Raw genomic sequence first — 21429 nt, forward strand, 5'->3', positions numbered from 1 at the left:
CCGGCGGGGCTGACGCGTCCTAAGGGTGCGGGTCAGCGGGCCCTCCGGGGGGCGCCTCAATCGCCGGCGAGGCTGAATTGTCCCGTCCCGAGTCGTAAGGGCGCGGGCTCGTCGGCTCTCCGGGGGCGCCTCAATCGCCGGCGAGGCTGAATTGTCCCGTCCCGAGTCGTAAGGGCGCGGGCTCGTCGGCCCTCCGGGGGTGCCTCAATCGCCGGCGAGGCTGAATTGTCCCGTCCTGAGTCGTAAGGGCGCGGGCTCGTCGGCCCTCCGGGGGTGCCTCAATCGCCGGCGAGGCTGCATTGTCCCGTCCTGAGTCGTAAGGGCGCGGGCTCGTCGGCCCTCCGGGGGTGCCTCAATCGCCGGCGAGGCTGACATGCCCCGATCGGGCCCGCCGCTTTCGCAGGGTGGGGCCGGCCCACCCCACCCCAGCCCCGCCGGCGTTTGAGGCGCCCCCGGAGGGCGAGCGGACCGGCACGTGACCGACGGGCAGCCCACCCCACTCCAGCCCCGCCGGCGTTTGAGGCGAACCCCGGGGAGCCGGCGGCCCCGCACCGCACCGACGGCCCCCGGCCCCGGGCCGGGCGTCCCCCGGCCCCGGGCCGGGCGCCCCCCGGGCCGGGGCCGGGTACGCCCCCGGCAGGCGCAACCCGGCCCCCGCCCCGGCACCCGCCCGCCCCGGCCCGTAACGTTGACCACGCGCTTCGCGCCACCGCCGCCGCGAGACCACCCCGCACCAGAACACCACACGAGGAGAGCCGCATGGCCGCACACCCCGCCTACCCCGTAGGCCTTCGTCTGGCGGGCCGCCGGGTCGTCGTCATCGGCGGCGGCCAGGTCGCGCAGCGCCGCCTCCCCGCGCTCGTCGCGGCCGGCGCCGACGTGCTGCTGATCTCCCCGTCGGCCACCCCCTCCGTGGACGTCATGGCCGAGACCGGCGAGATCCGCTGGGAGCGCCGCCGCTACCAGGACGGCGACCTCGCGAACACCTGGTACGCCCTGATCGCCACCCGCGACAAGGCGGCCAACGACGCCGCCTCCGCCGAGGCCGAGCGCGAGCGGGTCTGGTGCGTGCGCGCCGACGACGCCGACGCGGCCACCGCCTGGACCCCGGCCACCGGCCGCAGCGAGGGCGTCACCGTCGCCGTACTCACCGGCAACGACCCGCGCCGCTCCGCCGCCGTGCGCGACGCGATCGTCGAGGGACTGCGCGACGGCAGCCTCGCGGCCCCCGCCCACGGCCGCACCAAGCGCAACCCCGGCGTCGCCCTGGTCGGCGGCGGCCCCGGCGACCCGGACCTGATCACCGTCCGCGGCCGTCGGCTGCTCGCCGAGGCCGACGTGGTCATCGCCGACCGCCTCGGCCCCCGCGGCCTGCTCGACGAGCTGGCCCCGCACGTCGAGGTCATCGACGCCGCGAAGATCCCGTACGGCCGGTTCATGGCCCAGGAGGCCATCAACAACGCGCTCATCGAGCACGCGAAGGCCGGCAAGTCGGTGGTCCGGCTCAAGGGCGGCGACCCGTACGTCTTCGGCCGCGGCATGGAGGAGCTCCAGGCGCTCGCCGAGGCGGGCATTCCCTGCACCGTCGTCCCCGGCATCTCCAGCTCCATCTCGGTGCCCGGCGCGGCCGGCATCCCGGTCACCCACCGCGGCGTGGCCCACGAGTTCACCGTCGTCAGCGGCCACGTCGGACCGGACGACCCGCGGTCGCTGGTCGACTGGGCCTCCCTCGCCAAGCTGACCGGCACCCTGGTCATCCTCATGGGCGTCGACAAGATCGGCCTGATCGCCGAGGCGCTGGTCCGCCACGGACGCTCCGCGGACACCCCGGTCGCCGTGGTCCAGGAGGGCACCACCGCCACCCAGCGCCGCGTGGACGCCACCCTCGCCACGGTCGGCGAGACGGTCCGCGCCCAGGAGGTCCGCCCGCCCGCCGTGATCGTCATCGGCGACGTCGTGAACGTCGGCCCCGCCGCCTGACCCGCGGCACGCCCGCCCCGCAAACCCCCCACACGGCACAGCCGTTGGCACCACACCCCGGACAAGGCAGTATCACCCTGTGGCTGATCTCATCACCGTCGAGGACCCCGACGACCCGCGCCTGAGCGACTACACGGGCCTGACCGACGTCGAGCTGCGCCGTCGGCGCGAGCCCGCCGAAGGACTCTTCATCGCGGAAGGCGAGAAGGTCATCCGGCGGGCCAAGGACGCCGGGTACGAGATGCGCTCGATGCTGCTCTCCGCGAAGTGGGTCGACGTCATGCGCGACGTCATCGACGAGCTCCCGGCACCGGTCTACGCGGTCAGCCCCGAGCTGGCCGAACGGGTCACCGGTTACCACGTGCACCGCGGCGCGCTCGCCTCCATGCAGCGCAAGCCCCTGCCGACCGCCGACGAGCTGCTGGGCGGCGAGTCCGGCGGCAGCGACAGCGGCGGCAGCGGCGGCCGCCGGATCGCGATCTTCGAGGGCTTCGTCGACCACGCCAACCTCGGCGCGGCCTTCCGCAGCGCCGCGGCCCTCGGCATCAGCGCGATCCTGCTCTCCCCGGACTGCGCCGACCCGCTGTACCGACGGGCCATCAAGGTCTCGATGGGGTCCGTCTTCTCCGTCCCCTACGGGCGCCTGACGGACTGGCCGGCCGACCTCGAGCAGGTCCGCGAGGCCGGCTACCGGATCCTCGCCATGACGCCGAGCGAGAAGGCCACGCCGCTGGACCAGGTCCCGCCGGAGCGCTTCGAGCAGTCCGCGATCATGCTCGGTTCCGAGGGCCACGGCCTCTCCACCTACGCCCTGCGCGCCGCGGACGAGTGGGTCCGCATCCCCATGTCGGAGGGCATCGACTCGCTGAACGTGGCGGCGGCCTCGGCCGTGGCCTTCTACGCGACGCGCCCGCGCGGCTGACCGCGCCCCGCCCCGCGCGGGGCCCGGACCCCGTACGCCCGCCCTCCTCCGGCCCCGGAGGAGGGCGGGCGTACGTCAGAGCTTCTGGGCGGCGGCGATCCCCAGCGCGACGATCAGCGTGACCAGCACGAACACGATCAGGCGCTGCCGCATCAGCCGCGGGTCCGGCCGGGAGGGCCTGCGGCCCGTGCCCGTCGTACGCGGACCCTGGCGCCCACCGCCCGTACGCCCCGGGGCGCGTCCGCCTCCGGTGCGTCCCGCCGTGCGCTCGCCCGTGCGGCCCGCCGTGGGCCGGGAGGAGGGGCCGCCGGGCTCGCGCGGGCCCGAGGGGCGTGCGTGCGGACCACTGTGCGCGCCGTGCGCTCCGTCGTGCGCGCCGTGCGAGCCGCTCGCGGAAGGCGCGCCGGGCTCACCGTGGGGGCGCAGCGCCGGAGTGCCCGCCGTGCGCCGTTCGGTGCGCTGCTCGGCGTACCCGTCCGCGGCCCGGCCGGTCGGACGCTCGGGCCGGGCCCGCTGGGCGGGCGGCCGCCCGTCGGTGATCCCCTGCGCCTCCCGCGCCGCGATCTCCTTGAGCCGCATCGACAGCTGGAGCGTGGTCGGCCGGTCCTCCGGGTCCTTGGCCAGGCAGGCCTGGACGAGCGGCGCGAGGGCGTCCGGTACGCCGAGCAGGTGCGCCTCCTCGTGCACCACGCGGTAGAGCATGACCTCGGAACTGCCGTGCCCGAAGGGCGAGTCGGCGGTCGCGGCGTAGGCGAGGGTGGCGCCCAGCGCGAAGACGTCGGTGGCGGGCGTGACGGCGGCGCCGCGCACCTGCTCGGGCGCGAGGAAGCCGGGGGAGCCGACGGCCGTGCCCACGTGCGTGAGGGTGCTCGCGCCGGTCGCCCAGGCGATCCCGAAGTCGATGATCCGGGGGCCCTTGGGCGACAGCAGGATGTTCGACGGCTTGAGGTCGCGGTGGACCACCCCCGCCTCGTGGACGGCGACCAGGCCCTCGGAGAGCGCGGCGCCGATCGCGGCGATCTGGGCGGCCGTGAGCGGTCCCTCCTCGGCCACCTTGTCGTGCAGGGAGGGCCCGGGGACGTACTGCGTGGCGAACCACGGCCGCTCCGCCTCCAGGTCCGCCGCCACCAGCCGGGCCGTGCACCCGCCGCGGATCCGCCGGGCGGCGGAGACCTCGCGCGCGAAGCGCGAGCGGAACTCCTGGTCCTCGGCGAGATCGGGACGGATCACCTTGAGCGCGACGCGCTGCCCGCGCCGGTCCGAGCCGAGGTAGACCACGCCCATGCCGCCCGCACCGAGCCGCCGGTGCAGCCTGAACGAACCGACGACACGCGGGTCCTCCCGCCGGAGCCGCATCATCGCCATGTCCACCCCGCTGACCGGTCGTCCTGTTGACGTGGCACAGCTTACGGACCATCCGGCACCTGCGCTCAGAGGCCGCGCCCTCGCCGGGAGATTCGATTGTCAGTGCGGGGAAGGCCACTTGAGGGAGAATCAGGGGTACGAGCGTCAGGGGCCCGGGGTAACGGCCGTTCCCCCAAACGGCCCTTGGGCCAAGGGGATTGGCGCGCCCCCGCCCGGACGCGCACCCGACCGGGGGAGAGCGCGTGCCCGGCGTGCGCGCGGCGCTCAGCGGTGTGCGGGCAGGGATGGAAGTGAGGGAAGTCACGACCCGTGAGGGTTTCCGCGCGCGTCCGACCGGCTCCGGCGTCATCCCCTCGGGGATGACCCCTACACCGGGGGAGCGGTCTCCACCCAGGGGTGTAGACGGGGGCCGCCGCAGTCATCCTCCTGGAGGCCCGTCATGGATACGAAGGCATGAGGCCAGAGGCTTTCGGCCCGCCTAGTGTTGAAGACAAGCGGCGGGTGGCGCACTCGTCCCCCGAGGTCACAAGCCCGCCGCTGCCAACCACAGGGAGAGGGCCATGGCGGACGTCGCACGGCAGGGACGCAAGGCATTCGCGTTCAACGGCCACGAGTCCGGCACGCGGCACCCGCTGGTCGCCGCGGCGATGGTGCTCCCCCTGGCCGCCGTTCTGGTCTTCGTCTTCGGAGGATGGGACCAGTTGGTGGCGCAAGCGTCGTCCGTGGGCGCGATGCTGGGGCGCTGAGCGGCGCCCCAGGTCCGGGAGAGCGGCCCGGATCGGGACATCGGCCTTCAGCCCCGTGGGGACGGGGGTGCGGCGGACGGCAGGAGAAGGGTGCTGCTCGTACGACGGAGACGTCGTACGAGCAGCACCCTCTTCCGGTTTTCGGGCCCGGGGCGCGCGGTTCCCGCGCGGGCCCGGGGGTGAGCGTGAGCACGACCGACCGCCTGATCGCCGCCCAACGCGAAAGCCCCGGCCGTCGAAACGGCCGGGGCTTTCAGGTGGTGCGCGATACTGGGATTGAACCAGTGACCTCTTCCGTGTCAGGGAAGCGCTCTCCCGCTGAGCTAATCGCGCGGGACCGCGGCGGTGAAGCCGCAGTTCGTTCGTAACTGTACAGCGTGCGCGATACTGGGATTGAACCAGTGACCTCTTCCGTGTCAGGGAAGCGCTCTCCCGCTGAGCTAATCGCGCGGGTGATCCTTGCGGATCAAGTGGACGATACTGGGATTGAACCAGTGACCTCTTCCGTGTCAGGGAAGCGCTCTCCCGCTGAGCTAATCGTCCTTGGAGGTGGAGACGGGATTTGAACCCGTGTAGACGGCTTTGCAGGCCGTTGCCTCGCCTCTCGGCCACTCCACCATGGAGCTGAGCAAGGGTTCTCGGGAAGATCCCCCACTTCGAGCGGACGACGAGACTCGAACTCGCGACATCCACCTTGGCAAGGTGGTGCTCTACCAACTGAGCTACGTCCGCAGGTCACCGTGTTCGCGGCGGGGGTTTCCCCCGGCGCTCCCTGGCGACGAGTTGAACTCTAGCGGATTCCCGAGCCAGCTCAAAAACGCGTTTCCGCAGCGTGCTGCCGCCCGATCACCACAGGTCACCTCACGGGTGCCGCCCCGTCGCCCACCCGTCGCCCACCCGGCTTCCGCTCGGCGTCCACCCGTCGTCCACCCGTCGCGGACCCGGGCACCGGCGGTCGCCGACCCGGCACCCGCCCGCCACCGGTCATAGACTCGCAGCCGTGCACGACCTGGCTCCCATGGCCCGCTTCGGCGGCCTCCTCGCATCCGACCTCCGCGACGTCACCAGCGATCCCTCGGCCCTTGACTCCACCGGTTTCTGGGCGGTGACCGCGGACTTCGAGGGGCGGCTGACCTGCGCGCGCTTCGGGGACATACGCCCCGACCCCGTCCCCGCGCCCGTCCCCGGCGCCTGGCGCGGTCCCGCCGCGGGGGACTGGACCTCCTCGCTCGACCGGGACGCGTACATCGCGGGCGTACGCCGCATCCGCGAGCACATCGCGGCCGGCGAGGTCTACCAGGCCAACCTCTGCCGCGTGATGTCCGCGCCGCTCCCGGCCCCCGGCAGCCCCCTCGACGGCGGCCCCGCGCAGGACGCGGACGTGGACGCGCTGACCGCGCTGCTGGCCCGGGGCAACCCGGCCCCCTATGCCGGAACGATTCGCCTCCCCGCCCACGGCGTCGAGATCGCCACCGCCTCCCCCGAGCTGTACCTGCGCCGCAGCGGCCGGCGCATCGAGTCCGGCCCGATCAAGGGCACCGGCCGCACCGCCGAGGACCTGCTGGAGAAGGACCACGCCGAGAACGTGATGATCGTGGACCTCGTGCGCAACGACCTCGGGAGGGTCTGCGCCACCGGCTCCGTCACCGTCCCCGAGCTGTGCGCCGTCGAGGAGCACCCGGGCCTGGTCCACCTCGTCTCCACCGTCAGCGGCGACCTCGCCGACGGCGCGGGCTGGCCCGAGCTGCTCGCCGCGACCTTCCCGCCCGGTTCCGTCACCGGCGCCCCCAAATCCTCCGCCCTGCGGATCATCGAGGCCCTCGAGACCGCCCCGCGCGGCCCCTACTGCGGTGGCATCGGCTGGGTCGACGCCGACCGGGGCACCGCCGAGCTGGCCGTCGGCATCCGCACCTTCTGGATCGACCGCGAGGCTCCGGGCGGCCCCCGCCTGCGCTTCGGCACCGGCGCGGGGATCACCTGGGGCTCCGACCCCGAGCGCGAGTGGGCGGAGACCGAGCTCAAGGCGGCCCGGCTGCTCGCGGTAGCGTCGGGCACGTACCAGCACAGCGCAAGTGGAGGGACCGTTCAGTGACGACGCCGAATGCGACACCGGATGCGACACCGGAAGCAACCCCGGACCCGACACCGCACGCACCCGTGCAGGCCGCCCCGCCGATCTGGCTCGACGGCGCGCTGCGCGACGCCGACAGCGCCAAGGTGTCCGTCTTCGACCACGGGCTGACCGTCGGCGACGGCGTCTTCGAGACCCTCAAGGCCGAGGGCGGCCGTACGTTCGCCCTCACCCGCCACCTCGACCGGCTGACCCGCTCCGCCCGGGGCCTGGGACTGCCCGACCCCGATCTCGCCGAGGTCCGGCGCGCCTGCGCGGCCGTACTGGAGGCGGGCGCCGCCGACGTCCCGTACGGGCGGCTGCGGATCACCTACACCGGGGGGCTGTCCCCGCTCGGCTCCGACCGCGGCGCGGCCGGGCCCACCCTGATCGTCGCGCTGGCCCCGGCCACCCGCCGCCCCGACACCACCGCCGTGATCACGGTGCCCTGGGTGCGCAACGAGCGCAGCGCCGTCGCGGGCCTGAAGACCACCTCCTACGCGGAGAACGTCGTCGCCCTGGCCGCCGCCCACCGGGCCGGCGCCTCCGAGGCCCTCTTCGCCAACACCGTCGGCCGGCTCTGCGAGGGCACCGGCTCCAACGTCTTCGTCGTCCTCGACGGAGAGCTGCACACCCCGCCGCTCGCCTCCGGCTGCCTCGCGGGCATCACCCGCGACCTCGTCCTCGAGTGGACGGGCGCACAGGAGACCGACCTGCCCTTCGAGGCGCTGGAGCGGGCCGAGGAGATCTTCGTGACCTCCTCGCTGCGCGACGTCCAGGCCGTCCACCGGATCGACGGGCGCGCGCTGACGGCGGTGCCCGGCCCCGTCACCGCCAAGGCCGTACGCGTCTTCGAGGAGCGTTCCGGGGCCGACCTGGACCCGTGAGCGCGCCGCCGCGCCCGCCCGCGGGGCGTTCCGGGCGATAAAGGGCTGACTGGGGCTCGTACGGCGGGTAGAAAGACCGTGATGACCACCACACTGCGGCCTTCGGCGCCGCTCCAGACCAGTCCGTCGGGGGCGCGCTCGCGCCCGTACGAGATCCGGGTCAACAGCAGGCGGGTCGGCGCCCTGCTGCTGACCGCGGCCGAGCCCCTCGGGTCCTTCGTCATCGGAAAGATCGACGACCTGTCCGTGGACGAACCCGACCGCCGCCGCGGCCGGGCCACGGTGGCGGGGCTCGCCGCGGAGGAGGTGCTGCGCTCCTGGGGCTGCCGCCGCGTCACGCTCTCCGTCCCGGCGGACGCCGAGGGCGGGCTGCGGCTGGCCGCGGTCCTCGGGTACGCGCCGACCGGCCGCACCATGGTCAAGGACCTCGGGTCCGCCCCGCCGCCGCTGCCCGCGGGGGTGACCGGCCGCCCGATGACGGCCGAGGAGTACGGGCCCTGGCTGGACGCCGCCACCGTGCGGTACGCCGGCAGCTGGGAGGCCCGGGGCCTGTCACCGGAAGCGGCCCACGCCAAATCGGTCGCCGACCACGCCGGCCAGCTGCCCCAGGGACCCGACACCCCCGGCGTGGACATCCTCGTCCTGGAAGCGGCCGGGATACCCGTCGGGCGCATCTGGATCGGGCGGTCCGAGGGGAGGGCCTACGTCTTCGACGTCGAGGTGGCCGCGGAGCAGCGCGGCCACGGCCACGGCCGCTCCCTCATGCTGCTCGCCGAGGGAGCCGTCCGCGCGGCCGGTCTGGCCACCCTCGGCCTGCACGTCTTCGCCGGCAACACCCCGGCGGAGCGCCTCTACGAGTCCCTCGGCTACCGCTACACCGCGGTCAACTTCGCCAAGGACCTGAGGTGAGAGGGGAGGTCTAGGCCGGGTTGGCGAGGAGCCGGTCGGCGATCTGCTCGATGCGCTCGCGCAGCCCCTCCTGGCTCTTGCCGCCGTCCAGCCGCTCGCCGCCGATGACGTACGTCGGTGTACCGGTCACGCCGATCGCCTTGCCCTCGGCCTGGTCGGCGTCGACGATCAGGATGTGCCGGCCGTCGATCAGCGCGACGTCGAACTCCTCGACGTCCAGCGACAGTTCGCGCGCGACATCGAGCAGCAGCGCCTCGCCCCGGGTGGACAGCTCCGCGGTGCGGGCCAGGACGGCCTCCGCGTACGGCCAGCCCTGGCCCTGGGCCACGGCTTCCTCGGCGGCCTGCGCGGCGGCGAAGGCGTGCTTGTGCTTCTCCAGGGGGAAGTGGCGCAGCACGATGTCCAGCCGGTCGCCGTACCGGGCCCGCAGGGCGCGCACGTCGTCGAGGGCGCGGTCGCAGTCGGGACACTGCAGTTCGCACCAGACCTCGAGGGTCACGGGGGAGGGGGAGCCGGCGGGCTGGGAATCGGTCATGCGGACAGTCTCCCAGCCCCCGGGCCGCGTCGGCGCCCGGGGACCGACGCGGCCCGACCGGGACCTGGGGAGGAGGGGCGACCCGGAGATCTCCCGGAGATCGCCCGGGATCGGGTCCGGCGCATGGCCCCCGCGGCACCCCCCGGTGCACGATGGAGGGGACGGATCGCCCACGGCTGGAGGAACCCATGCTCGCCGAGACCATATGTTCCGCGGTGTCCGCGGCGGGCCTGGGCATCGCCACGCTGACCGCGTACCGCAAGCGGTTCCTGGCGGCGGCGCGGATCGCCGCGTACGCGCTGGTCCCGGTGGCCCTGGTGATGACCGGCCTGGTGGAGTGGGTGTCCGGGATCGCCTTCCGGCCGACGGTCTGGGCCGGCTTCGGACTGCTCGGCTTCTCCTGGCTGCTCTTCACCATCACCCGCGCCATCGAGCGCCGACGGCTGGGGGCGGCCGACGGGGAGCCCGCGGAGGTCGGGACGGCGGCGGGCCGGCGGGGCCGGGCGGCCCGCGCGGGCCGGTCCGAGCGGCAGGCCGCGGTCGCGCCGGCCGCCTCGGCGCCCTCGCTCGGGGCGGGTGCGAGCCCGCAGGCCGCGCCGCGGCCCGGCGCCGCGGCGCCCACGGAGGACTTCTCCGACATCGAAGCGATCTTGAAGAAGCACGGAATCTGACGAACTACCGCGTCGGTGTTGGCGTGTTGAGGGACGAACAGGGGCGCATTACGTCATCATCGCCCCGACATGCCCGACACTTCGCCGGGTGAGCCGCCGGTTCCGGTCCCGGCCCTCGTCCCCGCTGCCGCGCCCTCCTCCGCGTCCGTTCCGGTCCCCGCCCCGACGCGATCCGCCGTGCCCGCCGGGGCACCCCCACGTCCTGTCGCGCCCGTGCGACCGGTGCGGCCCGTACCGCCGCCCGACGAGGCGCGCGGCTGCCTCTTCGCGCTGTCCCAACCGCCGCTGATGATCTTTCTAGCGGTGATCGGCACCTTGCTGCTGCTCGCCGCCGTGCACGACCTGTTCCTGCTGTGACTCCTGCTGTGATCCTGGCTGCGTCTCTTGCTGCGTCTCCTGCCGCGCTTCCAGCGGTGCGCCCGGCTCCGCGTGCTCGGCCCCGGCCTCCTTGCGGCGCGCCCGGTACGCCGCCACGTGCAGCCGGTTCCCGCAGGTCCGGCTGTCGCAGTAGCGCCGGGAGCGGTTGCGCGAGAGGTCGACGAAGGCGCGTCGGCAGTCCGGGGCCTCGCAGCGGCGCAGCCGCTCCTGCTCGCCGGAGACCACGATGAACGCGAGCGCCATCCCGCCGTCCGCCGCCAGGTGGTCGCCGACCGAGGCGCCCGGGGCGAAGTAGTGCACGTGCCAGGCGTAGCCGTCGTGGTCGGTCAGCTGGGGCGTGGTGCCCGCCGTCGCCACCAGCTCGTTGATCAGTACGGAGGCCGCACGGGAGTTCGGTGCCGCGAAGATCTGCGCGAACTTGGCGCGGACGGCGCGCACGCCGGAGAGGTCGCGCGCGCTCAGCTCGCCGACGTCGCTGATGGCGAACTCGTGTACGAAAGCGCGCAGGGTGCCGATGTCCGCGAGCCCGTCGGGCTCACCGGCCTCGGGCGCGGTGTTCACCACGGCGACGACGACGTCCAAGGCGCGCCGGGTGTCGTGGGGGATCTGCAACGGGTGCTCCCTGGGGGCCGGGCTGGCGGCGGCGCGGAACGAAGGCCGCCGCTGGTCGCCGACTTTAGCCCAGAGGCACCCACGCGCAGCGGCGCCGTCCCCGCGGGTGGCTTCCGCGGGAACAGCGCCGACACATGCGTATGTGGTTGTCCGGCCCACACCGTCGCCCCGAGTCGGACGGTGTCGAGCGCAGGTAGGCCTGGCTCAGCTTTCGGCCAGGATGTGGGAGAGCTCCTTGTCGAGGTCGAAGTGCCGGTGTTCGGTCCCGGGTGGGACCGCGGCGTCCGTCCGCTTCAGGAACGACTCGAGTGCTCGTGCGGGTGCTTCGAGCAGTGCTTCTCCCTCCGGTGAGCTCAGGGCGATGCATACGACGCCCTGACCGTGGCTGCGGGACGGCCAGACGCGGACGTCTCCGGTACCGGTGGGCCGGTGAAGACCCTCCGCGAGGAGGTCGCGGGCGAATACCCATTCGACCGTCTCCTCGGCGCCGGTGTGGAAGGTGGCGTGCACGGCGTAGGGGTCGGCCGTGTCATACCGCAGGCCCGCGGGAACAGGCAGTGAGGACTCGCTCGACACAACGAGGCGCAGGTGCAGCTCGCAGCTGACCGTGGTGTTCATAAGCGCCAGGGCCTTTCGCTCAGTGTGCGCTCGGGGATTCGCACGTCGGCGAAATCGACATGCCACCTACGGTGCCGTTGTAAACCCCTCTGACCGTTTTGCGGACCTCTGGGTCCCTCGGACGGCGGATCCAATCGCCGATTCACGTGTGCATCGGGCTCCGGTAGATTCGACCCCATGAATACGGGGAGTAACCGCGAGACCCACGAGTCCGCGAGCAGCGCATCGCCGGAATCCACCGGATCCACTCCGTCGGACGCGGCTCCGGAGGAAGAGCGCCACGTGTCGAAGGCGCCCGCCTTCATCCAGGCCCGCCGCGGCCTGCACCTGAGCTGGCAGGTCGGCGTCTTCATCGTCGGCCTGGCCGTCATCGCCGCGGGCATCGCCATGCTCGTGCTGCCCGGTCCGGGCTGGGTCGCGATCTTCGCGGGCCTGGTCATCTGGGCCACCGAGTTCGCCTGGGCCCAGGTCGTGCTGCGCTGGACCAAGCGCAAGGTCTCCGAGGCGGCCCAGAAGGCCCTCGACCCGAAGGTCCGCCGCCGCAACATCATCCTGACCAGCGTCGGCCTCGTGATCGCGGGCGCGCTGATCGGCTTCTACCTGTGGAAGTACGGGCTGGTCCTGCCCTGGAACGTCAAGAAGTAGCGACCGTCCGGCGCTGGTCGGGAGCGCCGCTCACATGCGGTAATGTTTGCGGTGCGTCCGGGCGATTAGCTCAGTGGGAGAGCACTTCGTTCACACCGAAGGGGTCACTGGTTCGAACCCAGTATCGCCCACCCGGACCAGAGGCCCGGAGACTTTCACCGTCTCCGGGCCTCTGGCGTTCCCGGCGCTCCCGCCGCCCCTCAGCGCAGCTTCCCGAGGGCCGTCCGCAGCCGCCGCGCGTCCCGCAGCCGCTTCTCGTACGTCGCCCCCACGGCCAGCAGCAGCGCCCCCGCCAGGGCCGGCGGCAGCCAGCGCGGCAGCGCGTCCACCACCTGGACGACGTACGGCGCCAGCTCGTGCAGCGCCACCAGCCCCAGGGTGACCCCGCCCAGCACCAGCGGAGCCTGGAGCCGCCCGCGCGCCCCGGCCAGGGTCACCGCGAGGGAGCCCAGCCCCAGCAGCAGCGGGCGCGTCCAGTGCGGGTCGGCCCAGACCGCGATCAGGCTCGGCAGCAGGGTCGCCGCGAGCCCCGGGCCGTACGTCGCCCAGGACGAGGACGCCGCCGGATCCCGGCGCCGCCGCAGCCACCCCACCACCAGCGCGGGCACCGTCACCGGCAGCGTGTACGCCTCCGGCACGCTCACCCCGGACGCCGCCAGCCGGACCCACGCGGCCGCCAGGAACAGCGCCCCCGCCGCCCAGCCCACCGCGCGCCGGTCCACCCGCACCGCCGCCCCCGCGCACACGACCCCCGCCAGGCCCAGGACCAGGGCCAGGAAGGGCGCCTCACCCGCCCCGAGCGCCAGGACCAGGGCCAGGCCCCCCGCGGCCGCCCCGGCCGCCTCCAGGGGGATCCGCAGCGCACCGGCCCGGGGCCCCGGGAGCGCCGCCGCGGCCGGGACCAGCAGGACCAGCAGCGGCCACTGGCGCGCCGGCAGCTCCAGCACGGCCGCCAGCGCGAGCAGCAGCCCCGTCGCGTACCCGGTGCCCACCACGGTGGCCACCGCCCGCGGTGCCAGCGGCCCGCGCCCGTACGCCGCGCCCGCCGCGCACAGCGCGCCCAGCGCCGCCCACACCGCGAAGGTCGCCGCACGTCCGTCCAGCGCGGCCACCGTCAGGCTCGCGGCCCCCGCCGCCCCGCACGCACCCGCCGCGATCCGCACCCCGGCGGCAGCGGGCGCCCGCGCCAGCCCCAGGGCCACCAGCAGCGCGGCCGCCGTCACCGCCAGCTGCCCCGCGCACACCCCCGCCACCGGCACCGAGAACGCCACCGGCGCCGCGAACAGGGCGCCCCAGGCGAGCGGCACCGCGGCCACCCGGGCCTCCCGCCGCCCGGACGCCCGCTCCAGCCAGAGCGCCACCGCGGCCGCGATCAGCGCCACGACCACGACCTGCGGCCCGCGCCAGTCGAGCTCCACCCGCGGACTCCCCGCGCCCCACACCGCGTCCAGCACCGGAGCGGGCGCCACCAGTACCCGCAGCGCCCACAGGAACGCGACCAGACCGCCGAGCCCGGCCACCGCCACCCCGGCCCCCGCGAGCCCGTGCCGCACCCGCACCGGCAGCGCGGTCACCCGCAGCGCGGCCGGGAGCGGCAGCGACACCAGCACGAAGAACACCGGACCCCAGGCGGTCCCCCGGGGGATCACCAGCGTCTGCACGACCAGGACCCAGACCAGGCCCCCGGCCCCCGCGAGCAGGGGCACGAGCTGCTCCTGCCGGATCCGGCAGGCCACCACGACGAACGCGGACCCCGCGGCCCCCAGCAGTGCCGCCGCCGACAGCCCGCCCCCCGGCGTGGACGCGTCGGCCGCCAGCGCCAGGCCGACACCCACGGCGCCCAGACCCGCCAGGGCGGCGAACACCCCGGCCAGGATCCGCACCGCGGGCCAGACCCGGGGCGCCGCCGCCGCGGAAGGGCCCGCCCACAGCCCGAGCGCCGCGTTCAGCGCCGCGAGGACCAGCAGGGTCCAGCCGCCCGCGGTCCGGCCCACATGCAGCGCCAGCGCGAGGCAGGGCAGCGTCCACTGGGCCGCCGCCAGCGCGACCGGGAGCGGCAGCCGCAGCTTCCGCAGGCTCATCCCGTACCCCGACCACAGCGCGGCCAGCACGGCGGACGCACCCGCCGCGTACCAGGCGGGCGGAACGTCCCCGAGGGCCACCTCGCGCAGCGCGTACGCGTCCAGCACCGTCAGCAGCAGCCCCACCGCCGCCACCGACTCCGCGGTCGAGGCCAGCCCCCGGCGCAGCAGGGGCGCGGGCACCGCCAGCGCCGTACCCGTCAGCGCGGCCAGCACCACGGCCCGCCCGCCGATCCCGAGGGACCCCCAGCTGACCAGCGTGAAGGCGAGCGCGGCCACCGCGAGCAGCACCGCGCCCAGCACCAGCAGCACGTTCTGCGCGCCCGGCGCCGAGGTCTCCCGCCGTGCGGCGACGGGCGGCGCGGGCGGCCAGGACGGCCCGGGCCCCCGGCCCGGCGCGGGCCGCCCCGGGGGCACGGGCCCGGACACGGGCGGCGCGACCGGCGCGTTCAGCACCCGGACCAGCCACTCCCGGCGACCGAGCAACTGCAGCCGCCTCGCGTCGAGGTGGGCCAGCTCCCGGTCGATGAACGCCAGCTCCGAGGCGGGCGGCAGCGGATTCTCCATGCTGCGCAGTGTGGCGCCGCTCACGCCCCCGGGACATGGGTGCGCGTACTCATCCGCGTACTCACGCGTGCGTACTCACCGGCGTGCTCACGCCTGCGCACGCACGCGCGTTCAGGCCGAGCGGTCCCCTTCGTGAACGCGTTTCCCGAGCGGGTCCCCGGGCGCGCCCCAGGAGTTCACACTGGACCCATGGACTGGAGCCACTACCGCTTCCGCAGTGTGTGGGACCTCGCGTCCCCGCCCGAGCGGGTCTACGCCGTGCTCGAACGCGCCGAGGAGTACCCGCGCTGGTGGCCCCAGGTCCGCGCGGTGCGGACGCTCGGCCCGCGCAGCGGCGCCGGGTCCTTCCGCTCCGTGCTGCCCTATGAGCTGGAGGTCATCGCCGCCGAGCTGCTGCGCGACCCGGCCGCAGGCGTCCTGGAGGTGGCCCTGACCGGGGACCTCGAAGGGTGGGCGCGGTGGACCGTACGGCCGCGCGGGCGCGGCACCCGGGTCCTGTACGAGCAGGAGGTCGAGGTGCGCCGGGCGCTGATGCGGCGGCTCGCGGTGCCCGGGCGGCCCGTCTTCCGGCTCAACCACGCGCTGATGATGCGGTCCGGGCGGCGGGGGCTGGCGGCCGCTCTGGCGGGCCGGCCGGAGGCGGTTTGAACGCACGGCCTCCGGGCCTGTATTGTTCGATCCGTTCCCGGGCGATTAGCTCAGCGGGAGAGCACTTCGTTCACACCGAAGGGGTCACTGGTTCGATCCCAGTATCGCCCACCGGGACAGGCCGGTCCGTCGAAAGACGGACCGGCCTTCCGCATGTCCGGGGCCGTCCCGGAAGGGACGGCCTAGGCCGCGGCGGGCATCTCCGGACGCAGCGGCCAGTGCGGATCCACCGGCTCCGGGGTGCCGTTGCGCGCGAACCAGGCCTGCAGCCCGCGCGCCTGTGCCGCGTGCCACACCGCCTGCAAGGTGTGCAGCTCGGCCGGGGACAGCCGCTCCAGCCGCCCCGAGAACCGCCGCCCCACCGCCCGGACGACCTCCAGCGACGCCATCGCGTCCGCCGCCGCGTCGTGCGCCGCCTCCAGCTCTATGCCGTAGTGCGCGCACAGGTCCGTCAGCGTACGGCGGCCCTTGCGGTAGCGGTCCAGATGCTTGTCCAGCACCCGCGGGTCCAGCACGGTCAGCGGCCGGTTGTCCAGATAGCGGCTCAGCGGCGACGCCCGGTGGCGGCGCAACTCCCGGTCCAGCAGGGTCAGGTCGAACGGCGCGTTCATCACCACCACCGGCCGGCCCGCGGCCTGCTGCTCCGCGAGGGCCTGCGCTATCTCGTCCACGACCGGCGCCGGCCAGCGCCCGTTGCGCTGGAGGTGGTCGTCGGTCAGTCCGTGCACTTCCGTGGCGCCGGGGGGTACCGGGACCCCCGGGTTGACCAGCCACCGGGTGGAGCGGGCCCGGCCGCCCGCACACTCCTGCACGACGAGCGCGGCGGACACGATGCGGTCCCGCTCGACGTCCACCCCGGTGGTCTCGGTGTCAAATGCGGCCAGCGGGCCCTCGTACCAGCGCGTCATGGCGAACTCCTCGTCCCCGATCGGCAGATGGGCACCGACGCCCGTGGCGCGCGACCCCTGCCCGAAACGGTGATACCCGTGCTGTTTGCCGTGTACGCCGTTTGCGGGGTGCCGGGTGCGGAGACAACTCCCTTGGGGGACCGCACGGGTGAGCGACCGTCACCGCCATGCCGCCGCTGTCGCGCCGCGGGCCCCCGACCTCATGAGCACAACGCCTCACGCAGAGCCCGAAAGGCATGGGGAGCCATGGCGCTCGCGCATCCCGAACCGGGTGGGGCGCTGCACGGGCGGACCGAGCCGGGAACCGGGACCGGACCGCTGCGCGGCACACTCGCCACCACCGCCTGCATGGAGACCCTCCAGGTGGGCTACCTGCACGCCGTCGCGGCCGCGGCCGGCTGCTCCCTCTCCCAGCCCTTTCCGGACAACGGCATCGACTGGCACGTCAGCCACGGCTCGCCCGAGCACGCCATAGACGACGAGGTGACGGTCAAGGTGCAGCTCAAGGCCACCTACCAGACCCCGCCGAACCCGCCCGGACCGACCTTCGCCTTCACCCTCGACAACGAGCACCTGGTCAAGCTCGCCCGCACCCCGGCCGCGGTGCCCAAGATCCTCGTCGTGATGCTCGTACCGCGGGAGCGCGGCGAGTGGCTGAGCGCCGGGCACGACCGGCTCGACCTGCGGCACTGCTGCTACTGGACCAATCTGGCCGGGCACCCCGTGACCGGCCGGCGCCGGACCACCGTACGGATACCGACCGCGCGGATCTTCGACGACCGGGCGCTGTGCGAGATCATGACCCGGGTCGGGTCGGGAGGGACGCCTTGATGCACTGGCCGAACCTGGAACCGGCGGGACCGCCGGACACCGCCGACACCGACGGGGCGCAGACGCCCGATCCCGCGCAGGTGGACCCCGCCGTGCTCGCCGCGCTGCTGCGGCGGCACGGCTGGCTGCGCCGCGGCGGCTCCGCGGGGCGGTACGGGCGCTGGACGCCGCCCGGGCTCGCCGGGACCAGCCTGCTCGTCCCCGAGAACCGGGCCTTCCCCGACTGCGCCGACCTGGTCGAGGAGGCGCTCACCGCCCTCTCGCGCAGCGGGCTGCCGTCGGCGCGCGAGGTGCTGTACGGGCTGAGCGTGCCCAGCGACGAGGTGCGCTGGATCCGCGAGATACCCGAGGCCGAGGGGCTGTACGGGCCCCGGGGCGAAGCCTCGTGGTCGGCGCAGGAACAGCTGCGCACGGCGGCCCGCCAGCTCCTGCTGGCCGGGGCCCTCGCCGACCGGGCCCGGGCCGGATATCACGGCGCCCGGCACCGGGGGCAGGCCGAACGGGCCCTGGACGGCGTGCTGGTGGGTCCCGCTCCGGGCGGCCGCAGGCTCACGGCGTACGTCCCCGTCGACGGCGGCCGGGGTCCGGTGACCCGGCTGCACCACGCGCTGCACGCGGCCCGGGAGGCCGTGGACTACCAGCGGGCCACCGGCGGCATGGAAGCCTTCGACGCCGCCGTCGGGGCCGGGGTCAGCCGGGAGCTGGCGGACGCGCTGATCGCCCTGGTCAGGGGCTCGGGCGGGGCCCGCATCGCGCTGGCCTGGTCGCCGGCCGCCGGGGTCCCGGCGGGCTGCGCCGCCCGGCCGGAGCCGGTGGAGTTCTCCCCGGGCGACCTGCCGGTGCTGCGCGCGGCGGCGGCCCGCTACACCCGGGACGAGCCCGCCGTACCGGTACGGATCGTGGGCGCGGTGGTGCGGATGCGGCGCTCGGGGCCGGGGGGCGGGGGCACCGTCCGGCTGCGCGTCCTGTCCGGCGCGGAGGTCCCGTACGTCCGGGTCGCGCTCGGCGAGGAGGCGTACCGGGTGGCGGGCCACGCGCACCTCGCCGGGCTGCCGGTCCGGCTCAGCGGGCGCCTCCAGCGGCGCGGCGGCTTCCGGCGGCTGACGGACGCGGCGGAGGTCACGCCGGTCTGCCTGGACGAGGTCGAGCGGGACCGGCTGATGAAGTCCCTGTACGCGGACTTCCCGCCCTCGGACGGGCTGCCCTTCGCGGACCCGGACGCGGACCCGGACCCGGACGCGGACCCCGACGCCTGAACGCGGGCGTTCCTAGGGCCTGGTGAAGGACGCCATCACCAGGCCGGGGACGGGCGAGAAGTCCGCGCCCCGCGTGAAGCCCATGCGGGGATAGAGGGTCATGGCGGGCGTGTTCGCGGCGCCGGTGGTGACCCCGACCGAGCGGCCCGGGAGCACGTCGTCCAGCAGGTGCCGCAGCAGCAGGGAGCCGATGCCCCGGCGGAACCAGGCCGGATCCACGCACAGCCGGTCGATGGAGGCTTCCGCGCGCGCGGCCCCGGGCTCCGCCACCCGTTCCCAGGCGAGGAACCCGGCCACCTCACCGGCCGGGGACACCGCGCCGAGCCAGTTCAGCGGGCGGGCCCGCAGCTCCGCCAGGCTCTCCCGCAGCGCCGGTATGCCGTCGAAGCCGATCAGTTCGGCCTCCACCGTGTAGGCGGCCCGCCCGACCCGGTACACGGCGGCGGCGGTCGCGTCGTCGGTGAGGTCCAGCGGACGGACGAGCGGGGAGACGGCCGGGGGGACGGTCGCGGGGGTGTCGCTCAGCGGGGTGTCGGTCACCCGCGCCACGGTACGTCGGCCCCGCGGCCGGGGGCCGCGCGGTAACCGTTTAGCGGCTGAGCGGTCCGGCTCGGTACGATTCAGGCGCGCAGTGTTCGCTCGCGCACCCCCTGAGTCAGGAGAGACCGGTGTCAGACGTCCGTGTGATCATCCAACGCGATTCCGAGCGGGACGAGCGCGTGGTGGCCACGGGCACTACGGCGGCCGACCTCTTCCCCGGTGAGCGCACCGTCGTCGCGGCGCGCGTCGCGGGAGAGCTGAAGGACCTGGCCTACGAGGTCAAGGACGGCGAGACCGTCGAGCCGGTGGAGATCTCCTCCGAGGACGGACTGAACATCCTGCGCCACTCGACCGCGCACGTCATGGCGCAGGCCGTGCAGGAGCTGTTCCCCGAGGCCAAGCTGGGCATCGGCCCGCCGGTCCGGGACGGCTTCTACTACGACTTCGACGTCGAGAAGCCCTTCACCCCCGACGACCTCAAGGCCGTCGAGAAGAAGATGCAGGAGATCCAGAAGCGCGGTCAGCGCTTCTCGCGCCGTGTCGTCACCGACGAGGCGGCCCGCGAGGAGCTGGCGAACGAGCCGTACAAGCTGGAGCTGATCGGGCTCAAGGGCTCGGCCGCGACCTCGGACGACGGCGCGGACGTCGAGGTGGGCGGCGGCGAGCTGACCATCTACGACAACATCGACGCCAAGACCGGCGACCTGTGCTGGTCGGACCTGTGCCGCGGCCCGCACCTGCCGACCACCCGCAACATCCCGGCGTTCAAGCTGATGCGCAACGCGGCCGCCTACTGGCGCGGCAGCGAGAAGAACCCGATGCTCCAGCGCATCTACGGCACCGCGTGGCCGTCGAAGGACGAGCTGAAGGCCCACCTCGACTTCCTCGCCGAGGCCGAGAAGCGCGACCACCGCAAGCTCGGCGTCGAGCTGGACCTCTTCTCGGTCCAGGACGAGATCGGCTCCGGCCTGGCCGTCTTCCACCCGCGCGGCGGCACCATCCGCCGGGTCATGGAGGACTACTCGCGCAAGCGGCACGAGGAAGAGGGCTACGAGTTCGTCTACACCCCGCACGCCACCAAGGGCACCCTCTTCGAGAAGAGCGGCCACCTGGACTGGTACGCGGACGGCATGTACCCCCCCATGCAGCTCGACGGTGGTACCGACTACTACCTCAAGCCCATGAACTGCCCGATGCACAACCTGATCTTCGACGCGCGCGGCCGGTCCTACCGTGAACTGCCGCTGCGCCTCTTCGAGTTCGGCACGGTGTACCGGTACGAGAAGTCGGGCGTCGTGCACGGCCTGACCCGCTCGCGCGGCTTCACCCAGGACGACGCGCACATCTACTGCACCAAGGAGCAGATGGCGGAGGAGCTCGACCGCACCCTCACCTTCGTCCTGAACCTGCTGCGCGATTACGGCCTGACCGACTTCTACCTGGAGCTGTCGACCAAGGACCCGGAGAAGTTCGTCGGCTCGGACGAGATCTGGGAAGAGGCGACCGAGACCCTGCGCCAGGTCGCCGAGAAGCAGGGCCTCCCGCTGGTCCCGGACCCGGGCGGCGCCGCGTTCTACGGCCCGAAGATCTCGGTCCAGTGCCGGGACGCGATCGGCCGCACCTGGCAGATGTCGACCGTGCAGCTCGACTTCAACCTGCCGGAGCGCTTCAACCTGGAGTACACCGGCCCCGACGGCACCAAGCAGCGGCCGGTCATGATCCACCGCGCGCTGTTCGGTTCCATCGAGCGGTTCTTCGCGGTGCTGCTGGAGCACTACGCGGGCGTCATGCCGCCGTGGCTGGCCCCCGTCCAGGCGGTCGGCATCCCGATCGGCGACGCGCACATCGAGTACCTGCAGGAGTTCGCCGCCGAGGCGAAGAAGAAGGGCCTGCGGGTCGAGGTGGACGCCTCGTCGGACCGGATGCAGAAGAAGATCCGCAACCAGCAGAAGCTCAAGGTCCCGTTCATGATCATCGTCGGTGACGAGGACATGGCCGCCGGTACCGTCTCCTTCCGCTACCGCGACGGTTCGCAGGAGAACGGCGTCCCCAAGGCCGACGCCCTGGCCAAGCTGGTCAAGGTCGTCGAGGACCGCGTCCAGGTCTGATCCGTGCGCCGTCACGGACGAGGAAGGCCCCCGGGAAGTGATCACTTCCCGGGGGCCTTCCTAGTCCGTGACGGCAAGGTCATATGCTGCATCCCATGACGAGTGAGCCGGA

At 74.1% G+C, this 21429-nt stretch carries 18 protein-coding genes, 7 tRNA genes and 1 pseudogene; 14 read left to right on the forward strand and 12 right to left on the reverse strand.

Annotation, left to right across the window (positions count from 1 at the left end; all coding sequences use genetic code 11):
- Positions 1–759: 759 nt before the first annotated feature.
- On the forward strand, positions 760–1980 hold the full coding sequence (cobA, locus tag ABT084_RS30105; protein ID WP_351050530.1) for a uroporphyrinogen-III C-methyltransferase: 1221 nt from the start codon (positions 760–762) through the stop codon (positions 1978–1980).
- A gap of 79 nt (positions 1981–2059) precedes the next feature.
- Positions 2060–2902: a TrmH family RNA methyltransferase gene (locus ABT084_RS30110; protein ID WP_351050533.1), complete on the forward strand. Its 843-nt coding sequence runs from the start codon at positions 2060–2062 to the stop codon at positions 2900–2902.
- A 75-nt stretch (positions 2903–2977) separates the two neighbouring features.
- Here ABT084_RS30110 and ABT084_RS30115 read toward each other — a convergent pair whose 3' ends face one another.
- Positions 2978–4267 (reverse strand): serine/threonine-protein kinase, encoded by a 1290-nt coding sequence (locus ABT084_RS30115; RefSeq protein ID WP_351050535.1) that lies wholly within the window; start codon positions 4265–4267, stop codon positions 2978–2980.
- 560 nt (positions 4268–4827) lie between these two features.
- On the opposite strand from ABT084_RS30115, the gene ABT084_RS30120 reads away from it, so the two are divergent.
- Positions 4828–5013 (forward strand): hypothetical protein, encoded by a 186-nt coding sequence (locus ABT084_RS30120; RefSeq protein ID WP_351050538.1) that lies wholly within the window; start codon positions 4828–4830, stop codon positions 5011–5013.
- A gap of 258 nt (positions 5014–5271) precedes the next feature.
- Here the strand turns inward: ABT084_RS30120 and ABT084_RS30125 are convergent.
- The 5 genes from ABT084_RS30125 to ABT084_RS30145 all read right to left on the reverse strand — a co-directional run bounded on the left by ABT084_RS30125 (position 5272) and on the right by ABT084_RS30145 (position 5745).
- A tRNA-Val gene (locus ABT084_RS30125) sits at positions 5272–5346 on the reverse strand.
- A gap of 45 nt (positions 5347–5391) precedes the next feature.
- Positions 5392–5463: transfer RNA gene (locus ABT084_RS30130), tRNA-Val, on the reverse strand.
- Between the two features lie 21 nt (positions 5464–5484).
- Positions 5485–5556: transfer RNA gene (locus tag ABT084_RS30135), tRNA-Val, on the reverse strand.
- 1 nt (position 5557) lies between these two features.
- Positions 5558–5631 (reverse strand) — tRNA-Cys (locus tag ABT084_RS30140).
- Between the two features lie 41 nt (positions 5632–5672).
- Positions 5673–5745, reverse strand: a tRNA-Gly gene (locus ABT084_RS30145).
- A 268-nt stretch (positions 5746–6013) separates the two neighbouring features.
- On the opposite strand from ABT084_RS30145, the gene ABT084_RS30150 reads away from it, so the two are divergent.
- From ABT084_RS30150 to ABT084_RS30160, 3 genes are all read left to right on the forward strand, one after another.
- The gene (locus tag ABT084_RS30150) at positions 6014–7105 is read left to right on the forward strand and encodes a chorismate-binding protein (RefSeq protein ID WP_351050541.1); all 1092 of its coding nucleotides are present in this window, start codon (positions 6014–6016) and stop codon (positions 7103–7105) included.
- Positions 7106–7188: 83 nt separating this feature from the next.
- The gene (locus ABT084_RS30155; protein WP_351050578.1) at positions 7189–8010 is read left to right on the forward strand and encodes an aminotransferase class IV; all 822 of its coding nucleotides are present in this window, start codon (positions 7189–7191) and stop codon (positions 8008–8010) included.
- 81 nt (positions 8011–8091) lie between these two features.
- On the forward strand, positions 8092–8919 hold the full coding sequence (locus ABT084_RS30160) for a GNAT family N-acetyltransferase (RefSeq protein ID WP_351050544.1): 828 nt from the start codon (positions 8092–8094) through the stop codon (positions 8917–8919).
- A gap of 10 nt (positions 8920–8929) precedes the next feature.
- On the opposite strand, the gene ABT084_RS30165 is transcribed toward ABT084_RS30160, so the two are convergent.
- Positions 8930–9454, reverse strand: coding sequence for a DsbA family protein (locus tag ABT084_RS30165; protein WP_351050547.1), 525 nt, complete (start codon positions 9452–9454; stop codon positions 8930–8932).
- Positions 9455–9606: 152 nt separating this feature from the next.
- On the opposite strand from ABT084_RS30165, the gene ABT084_RS30170 reads away from it, so the two are divergent.
- Positions 9607–10125: a hypothetical protein gene (locus ABT084_RS30170; RefSeq protein WP_351050550.1), complete on the forward strand. Its 519-nt coding sequence runs from the start codon at positions 9607–9609 to the stop codon at positions 10123–10125.
- Between the two features lie 435 nt (positions 10126–10560).
- On the opposite strand, the pseudogene ABT084_RS30175 reads toward ABT084_RS30170, so the two are convergent.
- Together ABT084_RS30175 and ABT084_RS30180 are read right to left on the reverse strand one after the other, a co-directional pair.
- Positions 10561–11115 (reverse strand): annotated as a pseudogene (locus tag ABT084_RS30175) (CGNR zinc finger domain-containing protein); the annotation flags it as partial.
- Positions 11116–11319: 204 nt separating this feature from the next.
- Positions 11320–11733 carry an SsgA family sporulation/cell division regulator gene (locus ABT084_RS30180; protein ID WP_030011909.1) on the reverse strand — a complete coding sequence of 138 codons (414 nt, stop codon included), beginning with the start codon at positions 11731–11733 and terminating at the stop codon, positions 11320–11322.
- A 177-nt stretch (positions 11734–11910) separates the two neighbouring features.
- Here ABT084_RS30180 and ABT084_RS30185 point away from each other — a divergent pair, with 177 nt between their 5' ends.
- Together ABT084_RS30185 and ABT084_RS30190 are read left to right on the forward strand one after the other, a co-directional pair.
- Positions 11911–12378 (forward strand): TIGR02611 family protein, encoded by a 468-nt coding sequence (locus tag ABT084_RS30185; protein WP_351050553.1) that lies wholly within the window; start codon positions 11911–11913, stop codon positions 12376–12378.
- 59 nt (positions 12379–12437) lie between these two features.
- Positions 12438–12509 (forward strand) — tRNA-Val (locus ABT084_RS30190).
- Between the two features lie 69 nt (positions 12510–12578).
- Here the strand turns inward: ABT084_RS30190 and ABT084_RS30195 are convergent.
- Complete coding sequence (locus ABT084_RS30195) at positions 12579–15026, reverse strand: SCO7613 C-terminal domain-containing membrane protein (protein ID WP_351050556.1); 2448 nt, start codon at positions 15024–15026, stop codon at positions 12579–12581.
- A gap of 189 nt (positions 15027–15215) precedes the next feature.
- Here ABT084_RS30195 and ABT084_RS30200 point away from each other — a divergent pair, with 189 nt between their 5' ends.
- Both ABT084_RS30200 and ABT084_RS30205 read left to right on the forward strand, forming a co-directional pair.
- Positions 15216–15674 carry an SRPBCC family protein gene (locus ABT084_RS30200; protein ID WP_351050559.1) on the forward strand — a complete coding sequence of 153 codons (459 nt, stop codon included), beginning with the start codon at positions 15216–15218 and terminating at the stop codon, positions 15672–15674.
- A gap of 39 nt (positions 15675–15713) precedes the next feature.
- Positions 15714–15785 (forward strand) — tRNA-Val (locus tag ABT084_RS30205).
- A gap of 71 nt (positions 15786–15856) precedes the next feature.
- Here ABT084_RS30205 and ABT084_RS30210 read toward each other — a convergent pair.
- The gene (locus ABT084_RS30210) at positions 15857–16582 is read right to left on the reverse strand and encodes a 3'-5' exonuclease (protein WP_351050562.1); all 726 of its coding nucleotides are present in this window, start codon (positions 16580–16582) and stop codon (positions 15857–15859) included.
- Positions 16583–16828: 246 nt separating this feature from the next.
- Between ABT084_RS30210 and ABT084_RS30215 the strand changes: the two genes are divergently transcribed.
- Together ABT084_RS30215 and ABT084_RS30220 are read left to right on the forward strand one after the other, a co-directional pair.
- Positions 16829–17413, forward strand: coding sequence for a DUF4365 domain-containing protein (locus ABT084_RS30215; protein WP_351050565.1), 585 nt, complete (start codon positions 16829–16831; stop codon positions 17411–17413).
- On the forward strand, positions 17413–18669 hold the full coding sequence (locus ABT084_RS30220; RefSeq protein ID WP_351050567.1) for a hypothetical protein: 1257 nt from the start codon (positions 17413–17415) through the stop codon (positions 18667–18669). The genes ABT084_RS30215 and ABT084_RS30220 overlap by 1 nt, the downstream gene beginning before the upstream one ends.
- Positions 18670–18681: 12 nt before the next feature.
- On the opposite strand, the gene ABT084_RS30225 is transcribed toward ABT084_RS30220, so the two are convergent.
- Complete coding sequence (locus ABT084_RS30225) at positions 18682–19209, reverse strand: GNAT family N-acetyltransferase (protein WP_351050570.1); 528 nt, start codon at positions 19207–19209, stop codon at positions 18682–18684.
- Between the two features lie 128 nt (positions 19210–19337).
- Between ABT084_RS30225 and thrS the strand changes: the two genes are divergently transcribed.
- The gene (gene thrS / locus ABT084_RS30230) at positions 19338–21317 is read left to right on the forward strand and encodes a threonine--tRNA ligase (RefSeq protein ID WP_351050573.1); all 1980 of its coding nucleotides are present in this window, start codon (positions 19338–19340) and stop codon (positions 21315–21317) included.
- Positions 21318–21429 lie beyond the last annotated feature (112 nt).

It is taken from the genome of Streptomyces sp. NPDC002138 (assembly GCF_040296485.1).
In the GTDB taxonomy this organism is placed as follows: Bacteria; Actinomycetota; Actinomycetes; order Streptomycetales; family Streptomycetaceae; genus Streptomyces.